The sequence below is a fragment of the Thalassospira alkalitolerans genome (assembly GCF_002115745.1).
In the GTDB taxonomy this organism is placed as follows: domain Bacteria; phylum Pseudomonadota; class Alphaproteobacteria; order Rhodospirillales; family Thalassospiraceae; genus Thalassospira; species Thalassospira alkalitolerans.
In genome coordinates, this window is the sequence record NZ_JFKB01000006.1 from 35,601 (window position 1) to 57,096 (window position 21,496).

18 protein-coding genes are annotated in these 21,496 nt (G+C 51.9%); 14 read left to right on the plus strand and 4 right to left on the minus strand.

The annotated features are described in order from the left end of the window. Positions 1–95 precede the first annotated feature (95 nt). The 4 genes from TALK_RS09865 to TALK_RS09880 all read left to right on the plus strand — a co-directional run bounded on the left by TALK_RS09865 (position 96) and on the right by TALK_RS09880 (position 4,543). Positions 96–1,199 (plus strand): polyamine ABC transporter substrate-binding protein, encoded by a 1,104-nt coding sequence (locus tag TALK_RS09865; protein WP_085618351.1) that lies wholly within the window; start codon positions 96–98, stop codon positions 1,197–1,199. Positions 1,200–1,620: 421 nt separating this feature from the next. Continuing rightward, on the plus strand, positions 1,621–2,781 hold the full coding sequence (locus TALK_RS09870; protein WP_085618353.1) for an ABC transporter ATP-binding protein: 1,161 nt from the start codon (positions 1,621–1,623) through the stop codon (positions 2,779–2,781). Continuing rightward, positions 2,778–3,707, plus strand: coding sequence for an ABC transporter permease subunit (locus tag TALK_RS09875; RefSeq protein WP_085618355.1), 930 nt, complete (start codon positions 2,778–2,780; stop codon positions 3,705–3,707). Before TALK_RS09870 ends, TALK_RS09875 begins: the two co-directional genes overlap by 4 nt. Next, positions 3,704–4,543, plus strand: coding sequence for an ABC transporter permease subunit (locus tag TALK_RS09880; RefSeq protein ID WP_085618357.1), 840 nt, complete (start codon positions 3,704–3,706; stop codon positions 4,541–4,543). The genes TALK_RS09875 and TALK_RS09880 overlap by 4 nt, the downstream gene beginning before the upstream one ends. Positions 4,544–4,680: 137 nt before the next feature. On the opposite strand, the gene TALK_RS09885 is transcribed toward TALK_RS09880, so the two are convergent. After that, a complete protein-coding gene (locus TALK_RS09885) occupies positions 4,681–5,394 on the minus strand; it encodes a TetR/AcrR family transcriptional regulator (protein ID WP_085618359.1) in 714 nt (237 codons plus the stop codon). Positions 5,395–5,893: 499 nt separating this feature from the next. On the opposite strand from TALK_RS09885, the gene TALK_RS09890 reads away from it, so the two are divergent. Beyond that, positions 5,894–7,144 (plus strand): YjgN family protein, encoded by a 1,251-nt coding sequence (locus tag TALK_RS09890; RefSeq protein ID WP_085618361.1) that lies wholly within the window; start codon positions 5,894–5,896, stop codon positions 7,142–7,144. Positions 7,145–7,156: 12 nt separating this feature from the next. After that, positions 7,157–8,260 (plus strand): M48 family metallopeptidase, encoded by a 1,104-nt coding sequence (locus TALK_RS09895; RefSeq protein ID WP_085618363.1) that lies wholly within the window; start codon positions 7,157–7,159, stop codon positions 8,258–8,260. A gap of 23 nt (positions 8,261–8,283) precedes the next feature. Here TALK_RS09895 and TALK_RS09900 read toward each other — a convergent pair whose 3' ends face one another. Then, positions 8,284–8,742 carry an Lrp/AsnC family transcriptional regulator gene (locus tag TALK_RS09900; protein ID WP_085618365.1) on the minus strand — a complete coding sequence of 153 codons (459 nt, stop codon included), beginning with the start codon at positions 8,740–8,742 and terminating at the stop codon, positions 8,284–8,286. A 170-nt stretch (positions 8,743–8,912) separates the two neighbouring features. On the opposite strand from TALK_RS09900, the gene ald reads away from it, so the two are divergent. Further along, positions 8,913–10,028: an alanine dehydrogenase gene (gene ald, locus TALK_RS09905; RefSeq protein WP_085618367.1), complete on the plus strand. Its 1,116-nt coding sequence runs from the start codon at positions 8,913–8,915 to the stop codon at positions 10,026–10,028. 95 nt (positions 10,029–10,123) lie between these two features. Here the strand turns inward: ald and TALK_RS09910 are convergent, their stop codons facing one another. After that, positions 10,124–11,047, minus strand: a complete 924-nt coding sequence (locus TALK_RS09910; protein WP_169714994.1) for a LysR family transcriptional regulator — start codon at positions 11,045–11,047, stop codon at positions 10,124–10,126. A gap of 133 nt (positions 11,048–11,180) precedes the next feature. Between TALK_RS09910 and TALK_RS09915 the strand changes: the two genes are divergently transcribed. From TALK_RS09915 to TALK_RS09940, 6 genes are all read left to right on the plus strand, one after another. After that, the gene (locus tag TALK_RS09915) at positions 11,181–11,702 is read left to right on the plus strand and encodes a TRAP transporter small permease (protein WP_085618371.1); all 522 of its coding nucleotides are present in this window, start codon (positions 11,181–11,183) and stop codon (positions 11,700–11,702) included. Positions 11,703–11,711: 9 nt separating this feature from the next. Then, on the plus strand, positions 11,712–12,989 hold the full coding sequence (locus TALK_RS09920) for a TRAP transporter large permease (protein ID WP_085618372.1): 1,278 nt from the start codon (positions 11,712–11,714) through the stop codon (positions 12,987–12,989). 21 nt (positions 12,990–13,010) lie between these two features. Next, on the plus strand, positions 13,011–13,826 hold the full coding sequence (locus TALK_RS09925) for a creatininase family protein (RefSeq protein ID WP_085618374.1): 816 nt from the start codon (positions 13,011–13,013) through the stop codon (positions 13,824–13,826). 19 nt (positions 13,827–13,845) lie between these two features. Further along, positions 13,846–14,826: a TRAP transporter substrate-binding protein gene (locus TALK_RS09930; protein ID WP_085618376.1), complete on the plus strand. Its 981-nt coding sequence runs from the start codon at positions 13,846–13,848 to the stop codon at positions 14,824–14,826. Between the two features lie 57 nt (positions 14,827–14,883). Further along, a complete protein-coding gene (locus TALK_RS09935) occupies positions 14,884–16,086 on the plus strand; it encodes a M20 metallopeptidase family protein (protein WP_085618378.1) in 1,203 nt (400 codons plus the stop codon). Positions 16,087–16,292: 206 nt separating this feature from the next. Further along, a complete protein-coding gene (locus tag TALK_RS09940; protein WP_085618379.1) occupies positions 16,293–16,958 on the plus strand; it encodes a LysE family translocator in 666 nt (221 codons plus the stop codon). Positions 16,959–17,035: 77 nt separating this feature from the next. Here the strand turns inward: TALK_RS09940 and ilvD are convergent, their stop codons facing one another. Then, on the minus strand, positions 17,036–18,889 hold the full coding sequence (gene ilvD / locus TALK_RS09945) for a dihydroxy-acid dehydratase (protein WP_085618381.1): 1,854 nt from the start codon (positions 18,887–18,889) through the stop codon (positions 17,036–17,038). A gap of 498 nt (positions 18,890–19,387) precedes the next feature. On the opposite strand from ilvD, the gene TALK_RS09950 reads away from it, so the two are divergent. Continuing rightward, the gene (locus tag TALK_RS09950; RefSeq protein WP_085618382.1) at positions 19,388–21,451 is read left to right on the plus strand and encodes an O-linked N-acetylglucosamine transferase, SPINDLY family protein; all 2,064 of its coding nucleotides are present in this window, start codon (positions 19,388–19,390) and stop codon (positions 21,449–21,451) included. The last annotated feature ends 45 nt before the right edge of the window (positions 21,452–21,496 follow it).

The following is a 21,496-nucleotide window of genomic DNA, read 5'->3' on the forward strand; positions in this document are numbered from 1 at the left end:
AAGCCCAAGGCATTCGAAGGATATATCAAAGGGCCTGAAATTTAAAAACAGGACCTTTGAATTTTCAAACGCTGCCACATGGGAGGCTCAGCGAAATGAAATATCTTCTTAAATCTTCCAGCCTAGTTGTGCTTGCCGCAGCCCTTTCCGGTGTTGCCGTAAGCGCATCTGCTGAAGACGTTCTGAACGTCTATAACTGGTCGGATTATATCGGCGAAGAAACCGTTGCCAATTTCGAAAAGGAATATGGCGTCAAGGTCAATTACGATGTCTATGACAGCAATCAGGTGGTTGAAGCCAAGCTTTTGGCGGGCAATTCCGGTTACGATCTTGTCGTTCCGACCCTGGCCGATGCCCAGCGACTTGTTCAGGCCGGTATTTTCCAGAAAATCGACAAATCGAAACTGGAAAACTTTGGCAACCTTGACAAGGTCATCCTGAACCAGACAGCAAAATACGATCCGAACAACGAATTTGCCGTTCCCTATCTTTGGGGCACCAACGGGATTGGCTATAACGTGGCCAAGGTCAAGGAAGTGCTTGGTGACGATGCACCGGTTGATAGCTGGGCGCTGGTCTTTGATCCGCAATATGCCGAAAAACTGTCGAAATGCGGAATGACCATGCTTGATGATCCGGGCGAGATCGTGCCACTGGTGAACTTCTATCTTGGCAAACCGGATTCCAAACAATCGAGCGAAGACATCGAAGCCGCGATGGCCGAACTCGACAAAATCCGCCCCTACATCACCTATTTCCACAGCTCGCAGTACATCAACGATCTTGCCAATGGGAATGTCTGCGTTTCTATCGGCTGGTCGGGTGATGTCGGTCAGGCAGCCCTTCGTGCGGATGAAGCCGGCAACGGCAATGAGATCAAATATGTGATCCCGAAAGAAGGCACCCTGATCTGGTTTGATGTGATGATGATCCCGGCGGATGCCCCAAACCCGGATCTGGCGCATAAATTCATCGATTACATCCTGCGCGCTGATGTCGGTGCGGATCTGGCAAACTATGTCGAATATGCCAGCCCGAACGAAGCGGCCATGGAATTCATCGACGAGGGCCTGAAATCCGATCCGGGCGTCTATCCGACCCAGGAAGTAAAAGAACGTCTTCGCTCCAAGATCGAACCGGGATCACGCGAGCTGCGCACCCGTACCCGTCTGTGGACCAAACTTAAAACCGGTCAATAATCGGCACCGCCAAAAGGCAACCGGAACAAGACAAGGGGCGCGCCATTATGGCGCGCCCCTTTCGCGTATTCGGTTTACGTCCAGCAGAACAAAACGAGCGAAGACCCAGGGTCTGGACTCGCAGTGCGACGTATCAATAAGCAGTGATCGACATCATCAAAACCGGTTAAAGAAAACGCTCGGCAATGCTTATTTTCTGAACACCCCTGCTAACTTTTCCGCCATTTTTTCCATCGCGACCCACAAAATGTTCGAAATATCGCACACCCCTCTTTACAGATTGTGGAATTGCGTCATCCTGTTAATCAGACAAATTCAAAATATCGGCCCGCAAGTCACCACGACCAAGTGCAAAAGCACAACCGGACTTGTCGCCCGATGTTTTGGAAATATCTCGACAACAAACAAGGGGAGAATCTTGGTGTCGCAGGGGGCTTTGCAGCAAGCACACGAGGATGTGCACAAGACGCAACCTTGGAACAATCCTGACACGGTCCCTTTTATCCGTTTCGAGAATGTGACCAAGAAATTTGGCGACTTTTATGCCGTTGACGATGTTTCGCTTGATATTTACCGGCATGAATTATTTGCCCTTTTGGGTGGATCGGGTTGCGGCAAAACAACGCTTTTGCGCATGCTGGCCGGGTTCGAGGAACCGACATCAGGCAAAATCTTTATTGATGGTGTCGATATGGCGGGGGTTCCGCCTTATGAACGCCCGACCAACATGATGTTCCAGTCCTATGCCCTGTTCCCGCACATGTCGGTCGAACAGAATGTGGCCTTTGGCCTGCATCAGGACGGATTGCCAAAATCGGAAATCCGTACTCTGGTTTCCGACATGCTGGCCCTTGTTCAAATGAGCAAATTTGCCACCCGCAAACCCCATCAGCTTTCAGGCGGACAGCGCCAGCGCGTCGCACTAGCCCGGTCGCTGGTTAAAAACCCCAAGGTGCTGTTGCTTGACGAACCGCTGGGCGCGCTTGACAAGAAACTGCGCGAACAGACCCAGTTCGAACTGGTCAACATTCAGGAAAAAGTCGGCACGACCTTTGTCATGGTCACTCATGATCAGGAAGAAGCCATGACCATGGCATCGCGGATTTCAGTCATGAATGATGGTGTGATCAAGCAAACCGGCACACCGTTTGAACTTTACGAATATCCCAACAGCCGCTTTACCGCCAACTTTGTCGGTCAGGTCAATCTGATCGAAGGCGTTCTGGTTGATGATGATGAAAAATATGCGATCATCCGCAGCGACGATGCAGATTGCGATATCTATATTGATCACGCGGTTCAGGGCCACCAAGGCATGACCTTTTGGATTGCAATCCGCCCGGAACGTGTCCGCCTGATCACGGAAAAACCCGAAGACACGAAATATAACTGCCTGTCGGGAAAGGTCGAAGAAATCGGCTATCTTGGCGGACTTTCAACCTATCACGTCCGCCTTGATAGCGGTATCCGCATCAAGGTAACCGAACCCAACTCCACCCGCCAGATTGAACCACGCTATACGTGGGATGATCGCGTCTGGGCCACTTGGGAGTCCGGCGCAGCTTCGGTATTAAGCCAATGAGCAGTGACAAGTTAACCCTCAAGCAACGTTATGATCGCTGGATGATCAAGCATGGCCGGGTTCTTGTGATCGGCATTCCTTATCTTTGGCTGATGCTGTTCTTTCTGATCCCGTTCCTGATCGTTTTAAAAATCAGCTTTGCCACCGCTGAATATGCTCAACCGCCCTATAGCTCGCTGTTCACGTGGATTGACGAAGGCGTCAATATCACGATCAACTTTGGCAATTACCTGTTCCTGCTCAGCGACAGCCTTTACATCTCGGCCTATATCAACTCGATCCGGATTGCGGCGATTTCAACCGTGATCACGCTTTTGATCGGGTATCCGATGGCCTATGGCATTGCGCGTGCGCAAGGGTCGCTGCGCAGTGTTTTGCTGATGCTGGTGATCCTGCCATTCTGGACCAGTTTCCTGATCCGTGTTTATGCCTGGATCGGCATTCTTGACCGCGAGGGATTGATCAACGCCTTGTTGCTTAATCTTGGCATAATTTCCGAACCACTGATCATGCGCCAGACCGAATTCGCGGTCTATATCGGCATTGTTTACACCTATCTGCCCTTCATGATCCTGCCGCTTTATTCGACACTGGAAAAGATGGATGTCAGCCTGATCGAGGCCGCACTCGACCTTGGCTGCAAACCTTGGAAAGCCTTTGTCCGGGTGACCTTGCCGCTGTCGATGCCCGGTATTCTTGCCGGATCGTTGCTGGTGTTCATCCCGTCCGTCGGTGAATTCGTCATCCCGGAACTTTTGGGAGGACCAAATACATTGATGATCGGTCGCACGCTTTGGAACGAATTCTTTGCCAATCGTGACTGGCCGATTGCATCCTCGGTCGCGATTGCGATGCTGGTGTTCCTTGTGGTGCCGATCATGTGGTTCCAGCATATCCAAGCCAAACAGGCGGAGAATGGACAATGAGCGGCAAACGGTCCACTTTCCTGTTAACCATGCTGGTTTTCGGCTTTGCGTTTCTTTACGTGCCGATCCTTTTGGTGATCATTTACTCGTTTAACGAAGGCAAACTGGTCACGGTGTGGTCGGGCTTTTCGTTCAAATGGTATGTGTCGCTGTTTTCCAATGACGGTATGATTGATGCCGCATGGAACAGCCTGCGTATCGGGGTGATGTCGGCGACACTGGCACTTGCCATTGGGACACCGGCCGGGCTTGTCATGTCGCGCTTTGGCCGGTTCAAAAGCCGCACACTTTTTTCCGGCATGGTCGCGGCACCACTGGTCATGCCCGAAGTCATTACCGGCCTGTCGTTATTGTTGCTGTTTGTGACACTTGAACAACTGGTTGGCTGGCCCGCGGGACGTGGCGTGACCACGATTGTGATTGCCCATACGACCTTCTGTGCCGCCTATGTTGCGGTTGTGGTCCAATCGCGCCTGACTGGCATGGATACCTCGGTCGAAGAAGCCGCCATGGACCTTGGTGCCAAACCGGCAAAGATATTCTTTGTCATTACATTGCCGATGATCCTGCCGGCTCTGATGGCCGGGTGGCTGTTATCGTTTACCCTGTCATTGGACGATCTGGTGATTGCAAGCTTTGTCGCGGGTCCTGGTTCGACGACCCTTCCGATGAAGGTGTTCTCGTCGGTGCGGCTTGGGGTTTCGCCGGAAATCAACGCCCTTGCGACCCTGATCATTCTGGCTGTCACGATCCTGATCCTGATTTCCAGCTTATTGATCCTGCGATCTGAAAAGATGCGCAGCCGGACTATCGATCCGGCAACAATTGACGATTAACCATTAACATCAAAACCGCGGGCGGCGACGACCAACGCCCTGCCAATCCCAAACGCCTGATCCCACAAAAAAGCAGCCCCCAAAAGAGGCTGCTTTTTTCATGACCCGAGCCGTATCAACCCACATCAAATCCTTGATCAAGAACAGTTCTGTTCCGCCAATTGACGCAGGAATTCACGGCATTTCATCCCCGGTGCAAGAACACGCCAATAAGATACCACCGCTTCTTCTGCCGAGGCACCAAAGTCGACAATCAGATTATCGAGCGCATTCTGACGCATCAGTTCCACCACGCGATCGGGGATCTGTGACATTTGCCACATACCGATCACCAATGCATAGGATGTCCGCATCAGCTTGTTGGCGTCTTCAGGTGTAATTGCATAAAGCTCAGACAATGCATCAGCCGTACGTTTGACCATTGAAGATACAAACCTTCGATGGCTCAGGACGGCTTCGTCATCCGTTCCTTGCTCAAGCACCCCTTGTGACAGGGAGGCAAGATACAGGAATTGCTTGTTCTTGACGAGATATTGCACAAATTTCTGTGCCACACGCGCTGAGTCCCGTTCTTCGGGACGCAACAGTGCTTCCTGTTCTATCACCTCAAGATTATTTTCAAACCAGCCCTTAAGGAAGCCACGCAGGACTTCCAAGAACAACGCTTCCTTGCTTGAAAAATACAGGTAAAGCGTGCCTTTGGCGAGGCTGGCCTTTTTCGCAACTTCGGCTGCAGACGGCAAACGACCGTCCCCCTCAAGGTAGAGAGCCTCGGCTGCGACAAGTATATCGTTTCTACGTTTCAGTTTTTGCTCGTGGCTACGCGCACGAACAAGACATTCGTTTTCCATAGAGAAATATTCCCCCAACATTCTCCCTGAACTATATTAATGCATCTTAATTCATTCCAAAGTCAAACCGTGCGGCCGCTTTTAATAGATAAAACCAAAGAAACTTCGATGAAACAGGCAGTTCGCCTGTTATTTTTACGCGCGCGCTAGGTGAACAATAGTCAACTAGTATCAATCTAAAAACGTATTTCCGAACATATCCGGTAAATTTGTACAGATTTGATTCGTTGCAATTAAGAATTAGATCGCCGCAAACGATCCTTGTCCGGCAAAAAAATAGCACCGCCCAAAACAGCCACACCATTCGTGACAAGCCCCAAATAAGACCGGTTGCAATCCCTCCCCCTCTTATGAGTTCCCTCGCCTAACCTTTTGAGTGAGTGATCTCGATCACAAAGCAGGCTAAATCCATTATGGGGGAGATCGACAACCTGTGATCAACAAACAGGTGTCGTTTTCTGATCAATGACCACAATGTGGTCTTTGAGCCGAGGGGCATATGACAACACATAACGAGCATGAACTTCCTGACGCCGAGCAAGGCGATCAGGCGAACACCGATATTTCCGAGAATCTGGAAACCACAGGGCCAGAAAATGACCAGATTCAATATCATGGTCGCTGGCAAGATGTGCTGAAGCTTAGTTGCTGGAACGCCCTGTGGACGATACTGACTTTGGGCATATTCCGTTTCTGGGCCAAGACCCGGATGCGCCGTTATATCTGGAGCAACATCGTCGTTGACGGAGATGCTCTGGAATATACCGGCCGTGGGCTTGAACTGTTTTTGGGCTTTGTCATCGTATCAGTGATATTCATTCCGGTGATCGCGGCGGCAACCTTTGTTTCAACACAACTGCCACCGCATTTGATGTTCATTCCAGAGCTGGTGCTCTATCTGGCCATCTTCTTTTTGGTATTTGTCGCCATCTACCGGGCGACACGGTATCGCTATAGCCGGACGTTCTGGCGCGGTATTCGCGCACGCCTTGACGGATCTGCGCTCAAATATGGCCTGATCGGCTTTGGCAGTTCGGTCCTTGGACTTGTGACATTTGGCATATTGATACCATACAACTTTGTCGTGACAACGCGTTACGAGACGGAAAACACATGGATTGGCGACACCAAAGCCCGATTTACAGGGCGTTTAGGGCCTGTTCTTCGGAAATGGCTTTTGTCCTGGTTCCTGTGTCTGGCGGTCTTGGCCATTACCACGGCAATCGCCGTTGTTTCGCAGTCCCGTTGGATGATATTGTTAGGCATCCTCCCCTATCTTGCAATCATTGCCATCATGATCCGTTACCGGGTCTGGCTTTTCCGCTATCAGGCTGAAAACACCGAAATGGGCGGACTTCGTTTTGCCAGCACATTAACCACCGCACAATATGTCAAAATCCTGCTGCGCTTTTTGCTGGTGACTGTTGTGATAGGGGCAGTGTTCTTTGCCTTGCTGGCCCTAACCGGCGGTCTGACATTTTTCTCGCTGTTGAAAAGTGGATCGATTGGTCAAATGGCGCCGGGTCAGGTTGCAACCGTTGCGATACCGCTCATTATTCTGGTTCTGATCGCATCACCGGTGTTTAAGATTGCATCCTTTGTCGCCATGACCCATCCAATGCTGGCTGTACAGGTCGCGTCGCTTTGTCACGACGGAGATGTATCCGAACTCCACGCCAATCCCGATGCCAATACGGTTCCGCGTACCGGCGAGGGTCTTGCCGAGGCATTTGATCTTGGCGGGATTTAACAGTGGTATCAAATGACCAACTTGTTGAACGCACGCCTTTTTGACGGAAAAACGTCTGCTGCCCGCGATGTAACGGTCGAAATTTTCGACCGTTACATCGCGGTTTATCATTCAGATGGCAAAGAAACCAACCTGTCCCTGACTGAAATATTATTATGTGAAAAACCAAATCCGGGCAAACCGCTACGTCTGCGCAACAAAACCGACAATGGGCTTAGGCTTGTCTTTGACGATAACGCCGCCAAACAAGCCGTGACCAATGCCCTGCCCTCACTTTCCGTCGCAGAGGGATCAACCCATGCCCGGTTCGGTCTGACCTTGGGCATTACCGGGTTTAGTATCCTTGTCGTGCTACTGATCTGGTTAGGATTGCCCGTCGTTGTGAACATGCTTGTTGCCATTTATCCGAAATCTCAGGAAATCGAACTGGGACGATCCGTCAGGGAACAGGTTGTTGCTCTTTTTGGTGAAGACGATGGCGATACTGGCAAACTAACCTGCGCCCCAGGTGACAGAGGGCAAAAAGCCATTGACGCAATTTTTGACCGATTTAAGGCGACAGGCGCACTTTCATATCACTATGAAACAACCATTATCCGCAGCGACATTGAAAATGCGCTTTCCTTGCCCGGCGGGCAGGTTCTTGTGTTTTCGGGGCTTTTGAAAAACATGAACAGCCCCGATGCATTGGCCGGGGTTATGGCCCATGAAATCGGCCACAATGAAAAACATCACAGCCTGAACAAGCTGTTCTCGGGGGCGGCCCTTAGTCAGCTTGCGCGCCTGATTACCGGTGGGGCCCAAGTACCGGTCGGATTCTTGCTGGAACAAAGCTATTCACGTGGCATGGAAACAGAAGCCGATCAGTTTGCCATCAATCTGATGCGAGCGGCCTCGATCAATACAAATGATACCGCGGCCCTGTTCAAACGGCTGTCCAGCGAAAGCAGATACGCAAAATACTCAAAGATTTTACCCGAGATTTTTAGCTCTCATCCCGAAATGGAACACCGCATCGCCCAGTTTGGAAATGCAAACATCACCGGAAATCTTGACATTGCCGCCGCCAATTGGCGCGCCCTTCGCAATGCATGTGACGACGAAGGCCCGGACTAGGGGGCTGGACTAAGCCCCTGTCCCTATACCGGTAATTCGGTTGTCCGTTTGACTTCGCGCAGTGTGATGATGGTCTGAACGCGTTCGACACCGGGAAGCTGGGTTAGAACTTCGCTGTGAATACGTTCGTAGTCAGCGGTGTTGCTATAGACCACATGTACCAAATAGTCGCTTTGCCCGGCCAACAGATAACATTCAACCACCTCGGGAACCGACTGGATTTCCTTTTCAAAGGTTTCAAGGGCCTCGCGGGTTTGGCGGGCGATTGAAATATTGACAAAGGCATTGCCCGATTTACCGATCCGCGCCGGATTAAGCAGCATGGTATAACGATCAATCAAACCGGCTTCTTCAAGCAACCGGACCCGGCGCAAACAGGCCGATGCTGACAAATTGACCTTTTCGGCCAGTTCGGCATTGCTGATACGGCCATCGCGCTGAAGCAGCCGCAGGATCATCCGATCACGTTCGTCCATCTGCATTTCGAATATTCTCCCTGCCCAAAGCCGGTTTATTAAAATTATATAGCGTTAATACCACCAAACTCACCAATGATTGAAGAGAAATCGCCACATTTTTCGAGTATCCTGCAGAAACAATTAAAGATGGGAAAAACCCATTCTCGCCATCATGTTTATCCGGGAGAGATATAATGCTTATTGGCATTCCGAAAGAAATCAAAAACCATGAATACCGCGTCGGCATGACGCCAAGTTCGGTTCGCGAAGCAACCGCACATGGCCATGATGTAATCATTGAAACCAATGCCGGTGCGGGTATTGGTTGCAGCAACGATGATTATATCGCAGCCGGCGCAAAAATTATTGATACCGCCGCCGAAATCTTTGCCAAGGCCGAGATGATCGTGAAGGTCAAGGAACCACAAAAAGTCGAATATGAGCAACTTCGCGAAGGGCAGCTTTTATTTACCTATTTGCATCTGGCCCCCGATCCGGATCAGACCACAGGCCTAATCACATCAGGCGTCACGGCGATTGCCTATGAAACCGTCACCGATAAAAATGGCGGTCTGCCGTTGCTGGCCCCGATGTCGGAAGTTGCCGGACGTATGGCCCCACAAGTTGGCGCCGCAGCCCTTCAAAAGGCCAATGGCGGACGCGGGATGTTACTGGGCGGTGTGCCCGGCGTCGCCCCGGCCAAGGTTGTTGTGATTGGCGGGGGTGTTGTCGGCACCAATGCCGCGCGCATTGCCGCAGGTATGGGGGCAGATGTCATCATTTTGGACAAAAATGTAAAGCGCCTGACCTGGATTGATGATGCCTTTGGCCCGCGCGTTAAAACACAATATGCAACAATTGATGACACAGAAGCCCTGGTTTATGACGCCGATATGGTCGTTGGGGCGGTCCTGATCCCCGGGGCTGCGGCCCCAAAATTGATCCACAAAAACCAGCTTTCCCGGATGAAGCCGGGCTCGGTTCTTGTCGACGTTGCCATTGATCAGGGTGGTTGTTTTGAAACATCAAAGGCCACCACCCACGCCGATCCGACCTATATCGTTGATGATGTTGTGCATTACTGCGTTGCCAATATGCCCGGTGCCGTTGCCCGCACATCGACCTTTGCGCTGAACAATGCCACCCTGCCCTTTACCCTGGCCCTTGCGGACAAGGGCTGGAAAAAGGCGTGTCAGGATGACCCGCATCTGGCAGCAGGCCTTAACATTCATAAAGGTCGCGTCACCTATGAAGCGGTCGCCAGCGCACTTGGATATGACCATATGCCGCTGGATCGTATTCTGGCGTAGTATCTGGCAAATCAGGTAACAATAGATAAACAAAGGCGGGTCAACGATATTGGCCTGCCTTTGTTTCAATAAAAACGGTTTCTGCCGACGAAATTCTATCCGCCAAATTCCTGAATTGGCATTTCGGATGCAAACTGCCGCGCACAACGCACAAATTCACCGATAACCGGCGAAATGCTGTCAACCGGCCAGGCAAGAGCCATATTAACCGCATCACCTGGAAGCTCGGGCATCGGGATATATGACACACCAGGATGGGGCATATGGGTAACCCAACTGGGCGCGACACCAACTCCCAAGCCCGCAGCGACAAGCGCCACAATTCCAAAGGTATGACTTACTTCTTCAACAATATCGATTGAGACATTCAGTTTACGAGCATGTTGCATGACGACATTCTGATAACTGATCCCCAAAGTCGGCGCGTAGGCGATATAAGGCAACCCCGCAAAATCACGCAATGACAATGTCGGCTTTGCCGCCAAAGCATGGTCCGCCGGGACGAGCCCGACAAATGCCTCACTGAAAAGATGCTCGATATTAAGGTTAGCCTTGGCGCGCGGCGGCCGAATAAAAGCAACATCAACCCTGTCATCAACCATGGCATCCAACAATTCATCGGTCGTCAATATTTTGATATCAATCCTGGTATTGGGGCATCTTTTGCGAAATTCCCGAAGAATTTGCGGCAAGCAACTATAGATCACTGGCGAGACACAGCCGATGGTCAATTTTCGGTTGACCTCCCCCACGACAAAGCGAGCGGCCTCAATCCCAGCTTCGACATTAGCAAGTGCAGCCAAAGCCTTTTCCCGAAAAACTTCGCCGGCCTGGGTCAGACGGACACTGCGTGTTGTCCTTTCCAGAAGCTGTACGCCAATACGTTCCTCCAACTGCTTTATCTGTTGGCTTAGCGGCGCCTGAGCAATCCCCAAACGTTCAGCCGCCCGCCCGAAATGCATCTCGTCGGCGACAGAAATAAAGTAACGCAAATGACGCAATTCAACGCGATTATTCATACCCATCAGATATAAATAGATCAAATTTATATATTTGACAAGATTAATGTCCGGCTGGTCTTATGATGCACAGAGGCGGTCCAGCGGTAAAAAAACAATAATCAGCCGGACCATCATGATGGAGAGACAGATAATGCAATCAAAAGAATCGATGCCGCCAAAACGCGGCTTCGACCTTGCGCTTCCGCTTAAGGTCATAGTTGCCGCAGCGCTGGCAATTATCGTCAGCCTGACCTTGGCACAAGTCGTTTTTCGCTATTTCTTTGACAGCCCGCTTTTGTGGAGTGACGAACTCAGCCGCTTGATGGTCGTCTGGATGACTTTCATCGGGGCAGCCGTGGTCTGCTGGCAAGGCAAACACCTTTCGGTCGATGTATTTGCAGTTCTACTTCCCGAAAAAGTCAGCAAAGTCCTGCGAATTTTCAATCAATTGCTCGCCATTGGTTTTCTTGGCGTCATGACTTGGAAAAGCTTCAGAGTTGTAAAATTCGAGAACTTTCAGGACATGAGCATCTTGCCCCTTCCGGCTGGCACAGTTCGCCTAGCGGCAACAATAGGCGGTATCCTGATGATTATCGCAATCCTTGCCCGTCTTTTTGCTTCGCGTCGGTTTCGTGACACACAGCCCGACAATAACGAACATTCGATGATGTAGAGGCACACCATGACCGTCGCGATTATTCTGCTTCTATTGATTGTATTGCTTTTAACGGGGATGCCCCTTGCCTTTGCAATGGGTGTCACCACCACAGTCTATCTTTATGTCACGGGTATTGACGCCGGTATGCTTGCACAGCGCATGACCGCATCAATTGACAGCTTCCTGATCCTGGCCATTCCGTTTTTCTATCTGGCAGGTGAGTTGATGAATGCCTGCCGCCTGACGGAAAGGATCATCAATATGTCCCGTGCCCTTGTCGGACACATCCATGGTGGTCTGGCACAGGTAAACATTTTTGCCAGCATGATTTTTTCCGGCATGTCCGGGTCTGCAACCGCCGACACGACCGCTCTTGGCTCGGTTCTGATCCCGGCGATGAAAAAGGAAGGCTATCCCGCACCATTTTCAGCCGCCGTGACCGTTGCATCCGCATTGGTCGGCCCGATGATCCCACCCAGCGTGGCATTGGTGATTTATGGCACACTGGCGAATGTATCCATCGGGCGCTTGCTGATTGCAGGGGTTATTCCCGGTGTCGTCATCATCGCAAGCCAGATGATTTTCACCTATTTCATCGCGCGCAAACGTGGCTATCCGCGCTATGAACGAGCTTCCCTGCGCGAAGTTGGAAAATCCATCTCGCAAGGCGGCCCGGCCCTGCTATTTCCGGTCATCATTGTCGGCGGTATCCTTCTTGGCGTGTTTTCTCCAACTGAAGCGGCTGCGGTTGCCGTCCTTTACGGACTGGTTCTTGGTTTGTTGTATCGACATATGAACCTTAAACAGCTTGGTAAGGTTCTGGTCGATGTTGGCCTTGGAAGTTGTCGTATTCTTTTGATCGTCGCGGCATCCGCTGCTTTTAGCTGGGTAATGGTGCGCGAAAACGTGCCGCAAAGCATCGGCGACGCCATTTCAACCATATCAAGTGAACCTCTGATCGTTCTTGGGATCATTCTGATTGTCCTGATTTTGGTTGGGTTGTTTATGGTCGCGTCCTCAGCCGAGATCGTGCTGACACCGATCCTTGTCCCGGTCGTGATGCAGTTCGGCATCGACCCCGTTCACTTTGGCGTTCTGATGGTGTTCACGCTGATCATCGGTGGGGCAACGCCCCCCGTTGGCATCCTGATGTTCATCGCCCAGGACATCGCCAAAATTTCCCATGCACAAATGGTCCGGGCCATGATCCCGTTTTACATCCCGCTTTTTGCGGCCGTGGTCCTGCTTGCTGTTTTTCCACAAATCACTTTATTCCTGCCGAATTTCATATTCGGCTCCTGATCCCTGTTACCGGAGACCAAAATGACGGCTGAAAATGCTGCACGTAAACACTTGCTCAAAGACATGACTTTCATTGAGTTCAAAGATCGTCTTGAGGAAGACCCTGTGATCATCATCTCGCTTGGCTCTCAGGAAGAGCAAGGCCCAGCGGCCCCCATGGGCGACTATATGCTGACCGATGTTCTGTCAGGGCGTATTGCCGAAAAGTCCGGTGCAATAGCAGCCCCGATCATGCCGTTCGGCTATGCTGATTATTTCCGCACAGTGCCGGGTGGCATGCAACTTCGTCCAGAAACCTTCTGCTCGATCCTGACTGACATGATCGAAAACTTCACCGATCACGGCATCAGCAAAATCATCGTGCTGAACGGACATAGCGGCAATTACCCCCTGATCGATCAGGTCATCCGCAAAATGAAACGTGAAAAGGGACTATTGATCCCTTGCCTGAACCTTTGGCGTCTTATCCCCGCAGATATGTGGCAGGAACTTCATCCCGAACTGGGCATGAAGGCATTCGGCCACGGCGGCGATCCTTTGACGTCAGTTTATCTGCATTTATTCCCGGAATTAATGCGCATGGAGTTGCTGTCATCCGAAGACAAAAAAGGCGAGATGCTTGGCCTTCCGACAGCAGGCCTTGCCGGTATCCGCTTCCAGGGCAACGAAGTTGCCCTAGCGGTTGATGTTACTGATCGGTGCGCCAATGGCGTTGCCGGTGGTGAACCGGCGCAATCAAGCGCCGAAAAGGGCGAGAAAATCGTTGATTACCTCGTCGGCTATTGCGCCGACTTTGTCTCTCATTTCTCGAAACAAAACCCAAAAATCGCAGCCTAACCAATCAGGGAGCTTTAGCATGCGTAAGACAGTCAAAACGGCACTCTTTGCCACTTGCCTATCCGTTCTGGCCTTTAATCAGGCCAACGCGGCAACGGAAATTCGCTATGGTCTTTGGGCCAATCAGGGCGAAGCCCAATATGAAGGTGCCATGGAATTCAAGCGCGTCATGGAAGAAGAATCCAATGGCCGTTTCAATGTAACCGTTTACGGCGGTGATCAGCTTGGCACCCCGCGGGAACTGTTTACCCAAATGGCACTTGGTGTCACACAGATGAATGCAAGTGGCGATCCGGGCATCAAGGAAATCGAATACCTTGCCATTCCGTATTTGATGAAGGGCATTAAAAACTATGGTGCGGTGCTCGACACCGATTTTGGTGCGGAATGGAACAGGAAACTGGTGGAAGAACGCGAAATCCGCCTTTTGGGTTTCATGCCGCGCAATCCCCGCCAGATCAGTGCCAATTCCGAAATCAACAGCATTGACGATCTAAAGGGGCTTAAACTGCGTTCGCCGGAACGCGATTACTATGTTGAGTCCCTTAGCGCGCTGGGTGCCAACCCAACCCCGATGGCCTTTGCCGAGGTATATACCGGCCTTCAAGCCGGTGTGGTTGACGGTCAGGAAAACCCAATCGAAACCATCTATGCGGCCAAGTTCTATGAAGTCCAAAAATCGATTGCCATGGTCGATTACATCAAAAAACCGGCCTATGTAATGGTCAGCAATACCTTCTGGGAAGGGCTTTCAGCCGAGGATCAAGCCCTGATGAAGAAGGCCAACGATGCATCAAACGCCGTCATCGGGAAAATGCTGCCAGAACAAACTTCCAAAATGATCGAGGAAATGAAGGCTGCCGGGATTGCATTCACACATCCCGACACCAAGCCGTTCATGGAAGCAACGCAGTCGGTTCGCGACACGCTCGGCACCAAGATGTGGGGCGAAGAAACCTATAAAAAAATCGCCGAGATCGGTCGGAAAGACCTCGACTAATCTCGCTTGTTTTTCTCCGACCTATTCGGCCCGCCCCATAACAGGAATTGATCAATCATGCCCTCTCGCGCCACCAGCGATATTGCAACAAAAATCGATGTCATCATTGACGAAATCACAGATAAACTGATCGATATCCGACGTGATTTGCACCGTCATCCAGAACTTGGTTTCGAAGAAACCCGAACATCGGGAAAAATTCAGAACCACCTTGACGAACTTGGTTTGTCGTATCGTACAGGATACGGCAAGACCGGCGTGTCGACCATGATCAACCCTGATGGGGCGGGCCGCCTTATTGGTGTTCGCGGCGATATTGACGCGTTGCCAATCACTGAAGAATCAGGTTTACCATTTGCATCTGAAACCCCGGGCGTAATGCATGCGTGTGGTCATGATGCCCATACGGCCATTGCCCTTGGCGTTGCGACGGTTCTGGCCAAGCTTGGCGACGGCTTCACCGGACGTGCCATGGTTATCTTCCAACCGGCAGAAGAAGGTCTTGGCGGGGCGCGTTCGATGATTTCTGATGGCGTTTTTGATGAAAACAAACCCGATGTGATGCTGGGGTATCATAATTGGCCGTTGATTCCGGGCGGATCAATCGGTTGGCATCCCGAGGTTTCTTTTGCATCGTCAGATCCGTTTGATGTCCATATCAAAGGACTTTCCGGACATGGTGCCCATCCGCATCTAGCGATTGACCCGATCGTGGCGGCCGCAAATTTCATCAGCCAGATCCAAGCCATCGTATCGCGTGAAGTGGCCCCCTTAAGTTCCGCAGTCGTAACCATCGGCAAAATCGAAGGCGGCACCGCCCGCAATCAAATCCCCGATCGCGTGACCCTGCAAGGTGCGATCCGCACCCATTCCGAAGATATCCGAACAGCAACAAAAGATGCCATTTTGCGTATCGCACAAGGCGTCGGCACAGCGACCAAAACCGAAATTAACGTGGAATTTCTTCAGGGTGTTGGCGTTGTCAAAAGCGACCCCGTGATCTTGAATGAGGTCGTCAATCTATCGCGTGATTTGCTAGGTGAAAACAAGGTTATCTGCCTGCCACAGGGATCGATGGGCAGCGAGGATTTTGCAGAGTTTTCGTCTCTTATTCCAAGCGCACATTTGCGGATCGGTTCAAAAGCAACGGACCGCAACACCATGCTTCATCGCAGTAATTTTGATCTGGATGAAACCTGTATCGCCACAGCCGTTCGCGTCATCGCGAATGCGGTTGTTCATCTATCCAAACAAGTTTAATTGCCTCTTGTTATTTTGCCTCCCCGTCTGGCGATCTCCCTATTTCCCAGACAATAAAAGACGGTTTCAAAGCACCAACCGTCTTGTTCCTCGACCGGCTCGCAAGAGCCGGTCTTTTTTTGTCCAAACCGCGCAGTAAAATCGGTTTGCCGAAAATCATAATTTCACGTTAGCTTCGCACGCAATAGATTCACATGAGGGCGACTATGGAAATATCGATGCTGATCGGGGCAATGGTCGCAGCCGCCATTTACACGCTGACTCCGGGCCCTGCCTTTTTGGCGATGCTCGGCATTGGGGCCGCACAAGGCCGACGTGCCAGTGCCAATTTCCTGATTGGGCATTTTGCCGGTGATATGATGTGGGCCAGTCTGGCATTGGTCGCAATCATCGGATCGCGTGTGCTTGATCCGATGGTGTTTAATATTCTGGCGATGATTTGCGGGATTTACCTGTTCTGGCTGGGTATTCGGGCGGTGATGGCCAAACGCAAACCCGATGGTGCGGTAAATATCGTGGTCCGCCGTCCCTTGCGGCGCGGCTTTATTTTCGGGATCACCAACCCAAAGGGTTATCCGGTGGCGGTCGCGATGTTTACCGCCCTTTTGGCACAGGATGCCGCGTCGCTTGACTGGAACAGCATGAGCGGCCTGTTGCTGGCATCGGCCATTGGTTTTTTGATCGCCGATATGATCCTGATCTGGCTGGTTGGTTTGGGCGTTCTGCGCCGATTGTATCGCCGCCATGAAATATGGATCGTGCGCGCCACGGGGATTCTATTTATCGGCTTTGCCGTTCAGGCGATAGCCAATGCCCTGCCAAGCCTGAGCCACAGCCTTGCACATAGTTTTGGTGCCTTGCGCAAACTCTGATCGTTGTTAACACCCAAACAAAAAGCCGCCCGGTATTGCCACCGGGCGGCTTTTTAAATGTCTATCTTGCGAATGACCTAGAATTCAACCTGCGTCACATCGCGGATCGCGCCCTGATCGGCACTGGTCGCAAGGGCAGCATAGGCACGAAGGGCGGTTGTCACCTTACGCTTGCGCGGTTTAGCCGGTTTCCAACCATCCTTGCCCTTGGCGTCCATCGCGGTACGACGAGCAGCCAGAACAGCATCATCGACCGCTATTTTGATCGTACGATTCGGGATATCGATTTCGATGCTATCACCCGGTTCAACAAGGGCGATATCACCACCAGCCGCAGCCTCGGGTGAAACGTGACCAATTGAAAGACCCGACGTCCCGCCCGAGAAACGACCATCGGTAATTAACGCACAGGCCTTGCCCAGCCCCATCGATTTCAGATAGCTGGTCGGATACAGCATTTCCTGCATACCCGGACCACCTTTGGGCCCTTCGTAGCGGATGACGACAACGTCGCCTTCCTTGACCTCGCCACCAAGAACCTTGGCGACGGCTTCGTCCTGACTTTCGCAAATCACAGCCGGGCCGGTGAATTTCAGGATGCTGGCATCCACACCGGCCGTTTTCACGATACAGCCATTAACCGCCATATTGCCAAACAGAACAGCCAGACCGCCATCCTTGCTATAGGCATGTTCAATGTCGCGGATACAGCCGCCCTTTTCGTCGCTATCAAGGTCGTCCCAATAGCGTTCCTGACTGAACGCTGTCTGAGTCGGGATCCCGCCCGGCATGGCACGGAAGAATTTGTGAACCGCATCATCTTTCGTGCGCCGGATGTCCCATTTTTCAAGGGCATCGGCCATGGTTTTGGTATGAACCGTCGGCACATCGGTATGAAGCAACCCGCCACGTTCAAGTTCACCCAAAATGCGCATAATGCCACCAGCACGATGGACGTCTTCCATGTGATAAAGCGGATGCGACGGGGCAACCTTGGACAGATGCGGGACTTTACGCGACAGCCGATCCATGTCGGCCATGGTGAAATCAACCTCGGCCTCACGCGCGATGGCCAGCAAATGCAAAACCGTATTGGTCGAACCGCCCATGGCAATATCAAGCGCCATGGCATTTTCAAAGGCCTTAAACGTGGCAATACCACGCGGGGTCGCGGTTTCGTCGTCTTCTTCGTAATAACGGCGTGCCAGTTTGACCGACGTCCGGGCGGCTTCAAGGAACAATTCCTTGCGCGCACCATGTGTGGCCAGAACCGAACCATTACCCGGAAGCGCAAGACCAAGCGCCTCGGCCAGGCAATTCATCGAATTGGCGGTAAACATGCCTGAACACGATCCACAGGTCGGACAGGCCGAACGTTCAACAATGGCGACCTGTTCGTCCGAGATTTTCGGATCGGCGGCTTCTACCATTGCATCAACGAGGTCAAGATGACGTTCCTTGCCATCAATCGTGACCTTACCGGCCTCCATCGGGCCACCGGAAACGAACACCGCCGGGACATTAAGGCGCATCGCAGCCATCAACATACCGGGCGTGATTTTGTCGCAGTTGGAAATACACACCATCGCATCGGCACAATGGGCATTGACCATATATTCAACGGAATCGGCGATGATTTCACGCGATGGCAAGCTATAGAGCATGCCGTCATGGCCCATGGCGATGCCGTCATCGACCGCAATGGTGTTGAATTCCTTGGCAACCCCACCGGCGGCTTCGATTTCGCGTGCCACCATCTGACCAAGGTCTTTCAGGTGAACGTGACCCGGGACGAACTGGGTGAAACTGTTGACGACCGCAATGATCGGCTTGTCAAAGTCTTCATCCGTCATGCCCGTGGCGCGCCAAAGGCCGCGCGCACCGGCCATATTACGGCCATGGGTGGTTGTACGGGACCGATATTCCGGCATGGTGAACCTCTCTATCTTCGCAGGGATTTATTATTGTCATATATTGACGCGTTCTAGCACAGTCTTGGCGCTTAATGACAGTTTTTTGCCTGAAAATTTCGTATTTTTGCACTGCACAGAACGAATACTACCCGAATGATAGCAGCTTTTCCCAAGACGAAACTTTCAATTCCACGGTTAAGTTTCGGGAATTCCATCGCCTTTTTACGAATGACCTATCCATAAGACCCAAAATACTATTCCATTGGATAGGTGACCCCTTCGACCATAACACATATTCTATGTTTGATTATCGCCGCCAGGCGATTCTCCCACTCCCATTCTCACCCCGGCCTGCTTGCAGGCTCGGGGTTTTTTTTGCTTTTTTTTTTCGAACTGGCAATCATACCGCGTATTTTGCGAAAATGCTTTAAAGCAATGACAGAACGTTCCTTTTTCGGCATGCTGATCGGCGTGACAGCGATCAGGACTGTCGATCATACGAGGTAATGCATATCGATGTCGGCCGATCTCAAGACTCTGCTCAGGCGTGGACTTAGCGCGCATGAAGGCAACCGTCCTGACGAAGCCGAAAAGATTTACCGGCGGGCATTGTCGCTTTCACCCAATAACGCCGAAGCCGAACACCTGCTGGCAACGCTTCTGACCGGGCTTGATCGCCACCGCGAGGCACTTGAACTGTTTGACAACTGCCTGCCGCGCCTTGGGGCCAACCCGGCAGTGCGATGCAATTTCGCAATTGCGCTTGAACGGGCCGGGGAAATCGACAAAGCGATTGATGAATTCCGCCAGGCGATCAGCTATCACGGGGATTTCCCCACCGCCCTTTATCATCTGGCGCGCCTTGAAATGCCGCGTGGCCATATTGGCCAGACGGTTGACCTTTTGGGACGGTTGCTTGGCCTGAAACCCGATCATTACGAAGGTTTGCTTTTATTTGGCGAGGCACTGCTGTCACTGGGCCAGGAAGAAGCCGCGCTGACATCGCTTGATCGAGCAGCGGATGTGGCCGGAATTACGCCCGATATGATTTGCAAGGTCGGTCAGGTCTTGTTGCGCCTAGGCTATCCGGGGATGGCGCAAAACCTGTATCAACGTGCGCTGAGCATTGATCCGCGCCATATCATGGCCCTGCGTGGCCTGGGCCATGCCTTGGCATCGCAGGGCGACTACGCCAAAGCCATCGCCATTCAAAAAACCGCACATCGGCTTGCCAGCGATACGGTGGATATCGACCTTGAAATCGCGGATATAGAGCTTCGATGCGGTGATATTGCCACCGCAGTTGCGGAATTATCCGCAGTGGTCGAAAAACACCCAACACGGGCGGATGCCCATGCTGCCCTTTTGGCTGCGATTGCCAAATTGCCAGAAATGAGGGGGGCTGAATATTTGAAACAGGCCCGCCAATGGGCGCGCGGCCACATGCCTACGACCCCGGAACCGAAATTCACCAACAGCAAGCAATTCGATAAAAGGCTTCGCATTGGCTGGCTGTCACCGTTTTTCTGTGATCATCCGTCCTTTGCCCTTTTGTCCGGTGTGGCCCGCCATCTGGACCGCAACGAGGTCGAGCTGTTTTTGTATTCCGCCACCCCGCGCCCGGATCAAAGAACCCGCGCATGGCAGGTTATGGCGGATGGCTGGCGCGAGGTTTACGGGCAAAGTCCGCTTCAGATTACCGAACGTATCCGCAAGGATCGCATCGATATTCTGATGGATCTAACCGGTCCGGTTCCCGATCAGCCAATTACAGTTTTTGCCCTGCGTGGCGCCCCGGTACAGGCAACGATTTCGCCGCTGACAACGGGCATCAGTCAGATGGATTACATTCTTGTCCATCACCGGGCAATTCCGGCCAAACCAGCCGAAAACAAGTTATTTTGCGAAAATGTCCAACAACTGGGATCGGGGCCTTTCGCCTTTAACGCAGGGGATGACGCCGCCCCGTTGACATTGCTGCCAGCCGCACTGGGCGAGGCCATCACATTTGGCTGCTTTGACCGACTTTCAAATGTCAGTGACGCCAGCCTGAATTGTTTTGCGCGGATCTTAAACAAGGTCAAAGGCAGTCGGCTTGTTCTTCAGGATGATGTTCTTGATGATCCGTTTGCCAAGAAAACCATGCTGGACCGATTACGTCAGGCCGGACTGCGTAATGACCGGGTCAAGATGGTTGGTTTGGTCGCCAACGAAGATCGCGCGGATTTATATGCCCGGATCGATATTGGGCTCGCACCATTCCCGATGACCGATATTGCGCGATATTTTGATATGATCTGGCATGGAATACCGTTTGTCACCATGGCTGGTGATACGCCTGCGGCACGCGCCGGGCTTTGTCTTTTGGGCGATATCGGACTGGATGCGCTGGCAGCAGAAACACAAAAGGGATATGTCGAAAAGGCCATCCTGTTAACGCAGGATATCGGTGCCCTGACGACAATTCGCGCCGGTATGCGCGAGCGGATGAAAAACAGCAAATCCATGAGCGCCCCGGCGGCCGCACGCGAAATTGAAGAAGCCTGTCGCGATATGTGGAAAACCTGGTGTGCGCTTTAAGCTTTACCGCCATGCGCAAAGCCATAGTAACGCGCAAAGAATTCT

Excerpts from the sequence above, each read along its gene's own strand:
- TALK_RS09865 (WP_085618351.1), top strand. The coding sequence starts at position 96 with ATGAAATATCTTCTTAAATCTTCCAGCCTAGTTGTGCTTGCCGCAGCC.
- TALK_RS09875 (WP_085618355.1), top strand. The coding sequence starts at position 2,778 with ATGAGCAGTGACAAGTTAACCCTCAAGCAACGTTATGATCGCTGGATG.
- TALK_RS09880 (WP_085618357.1), top strand. The coding sequence starts at position 3,704 with ATGAGCGGCAAACGGTCCACTTTCCTGTTAACCATGCTGGTTTTCGGC.
- TALK_RS09885 (WP_085618359.1), bottom strand. The coding sequence starts at position 5,394 with ATGGAAAACGAATGTCTTGTTCGTGCGCGTAGCCACGAGCAAAAACTG.
- TALK_RS09890 (WP_085618361.1), top strand. The coding sequence starts at position 5,894 with ATGACAACACATAACGAGCATGAACTTCCTGACGCCGAGCAAGGCGAT.
- TALK_RS09895 (WP_085618363.1), top strand. The coding sequence starts at position 7,157 with ATGACCAACTTGTTGAACGCACGCCTTTTTGACGGAAAAACGTCTGCT.
- TALK_RS09900 (WP_085618365.1), bottom strand. The coding sequence starts at position 8,742 with ATGCAGATGGACGAACGTGATCGGATGATCCTGCGGCTGCTTCAGCGC.
- ald (WP_085618367.1), top strand. The coding sequence starts at position 8,913 with ATGCTTATTGGCATTCCGAAAGAAATCAAAAACCATGAATACCGCGTC.
- TALK_RS09910 (WP_169714994.1), bottom strand. The coding sequence starts at position 11,047 with ATGAATAATCGCGTTGAATTGCGTCATTTGCGTTACTTTATTTCTGTC.
- TALK_RS09915 (WP_085618371.1), top strand. The coding sequence starts at position 11,181 with ATGCAATCAAAAGAATCGATGCCGCCAAAACGCGGCTTCGACCTTGCG.
- TALK_RS09920 (WP_085618372.1), top strand. The coding sequence starts at position 11,712 with ATGACCGTCGCGATTATTCTGCTTCTATTGATTGTATTGCTTTTAACG.
- TALK_RS09925 (WP_085618374.1), top strand. The coding sequence starts at position 13,011 with ATGACGGCTGAAAATGCTGCACGTAAACACTTGCTCAAAGACATGACT.
- TALK_RS09930 (WP_085618376.1), top strand. The coding sequence starts at position 13,846 with ATGCGTAAGACAGTCAAAACGGCACTCTTTGCCACTTGCCTATCCGTT.
- TALK_RS09935 (WP_085618378.1), top strand. The coding sequence starts at position 14,884 with ATGCCCTCTCGCGCCACCAGCGATATTGCAACAAAAATCGATGTCATC.
- TALK_RS09940 (WP_085618379.1), top strand. The coding sequence starts at position 16,293 with ATGGAAATATCGATGCTGATCGGGGCAATGGTCGCAGCCGCCATTTAC.
- ilvD (WP_085618381.1), bottom strand. The coding sequence starts at position 18,889 with ATGCCGGAATATCGGTCCCGTACAACCACCCATGGCCGTAATATGGCC.
- TALK_RS09950 (WP_085618382.1), top strand. The coding sequence starts at position 19,388 with ATGTCGGCCGATCTCAAGACTCTGCTCAGGCGTGGACTTAGCGCGCAT.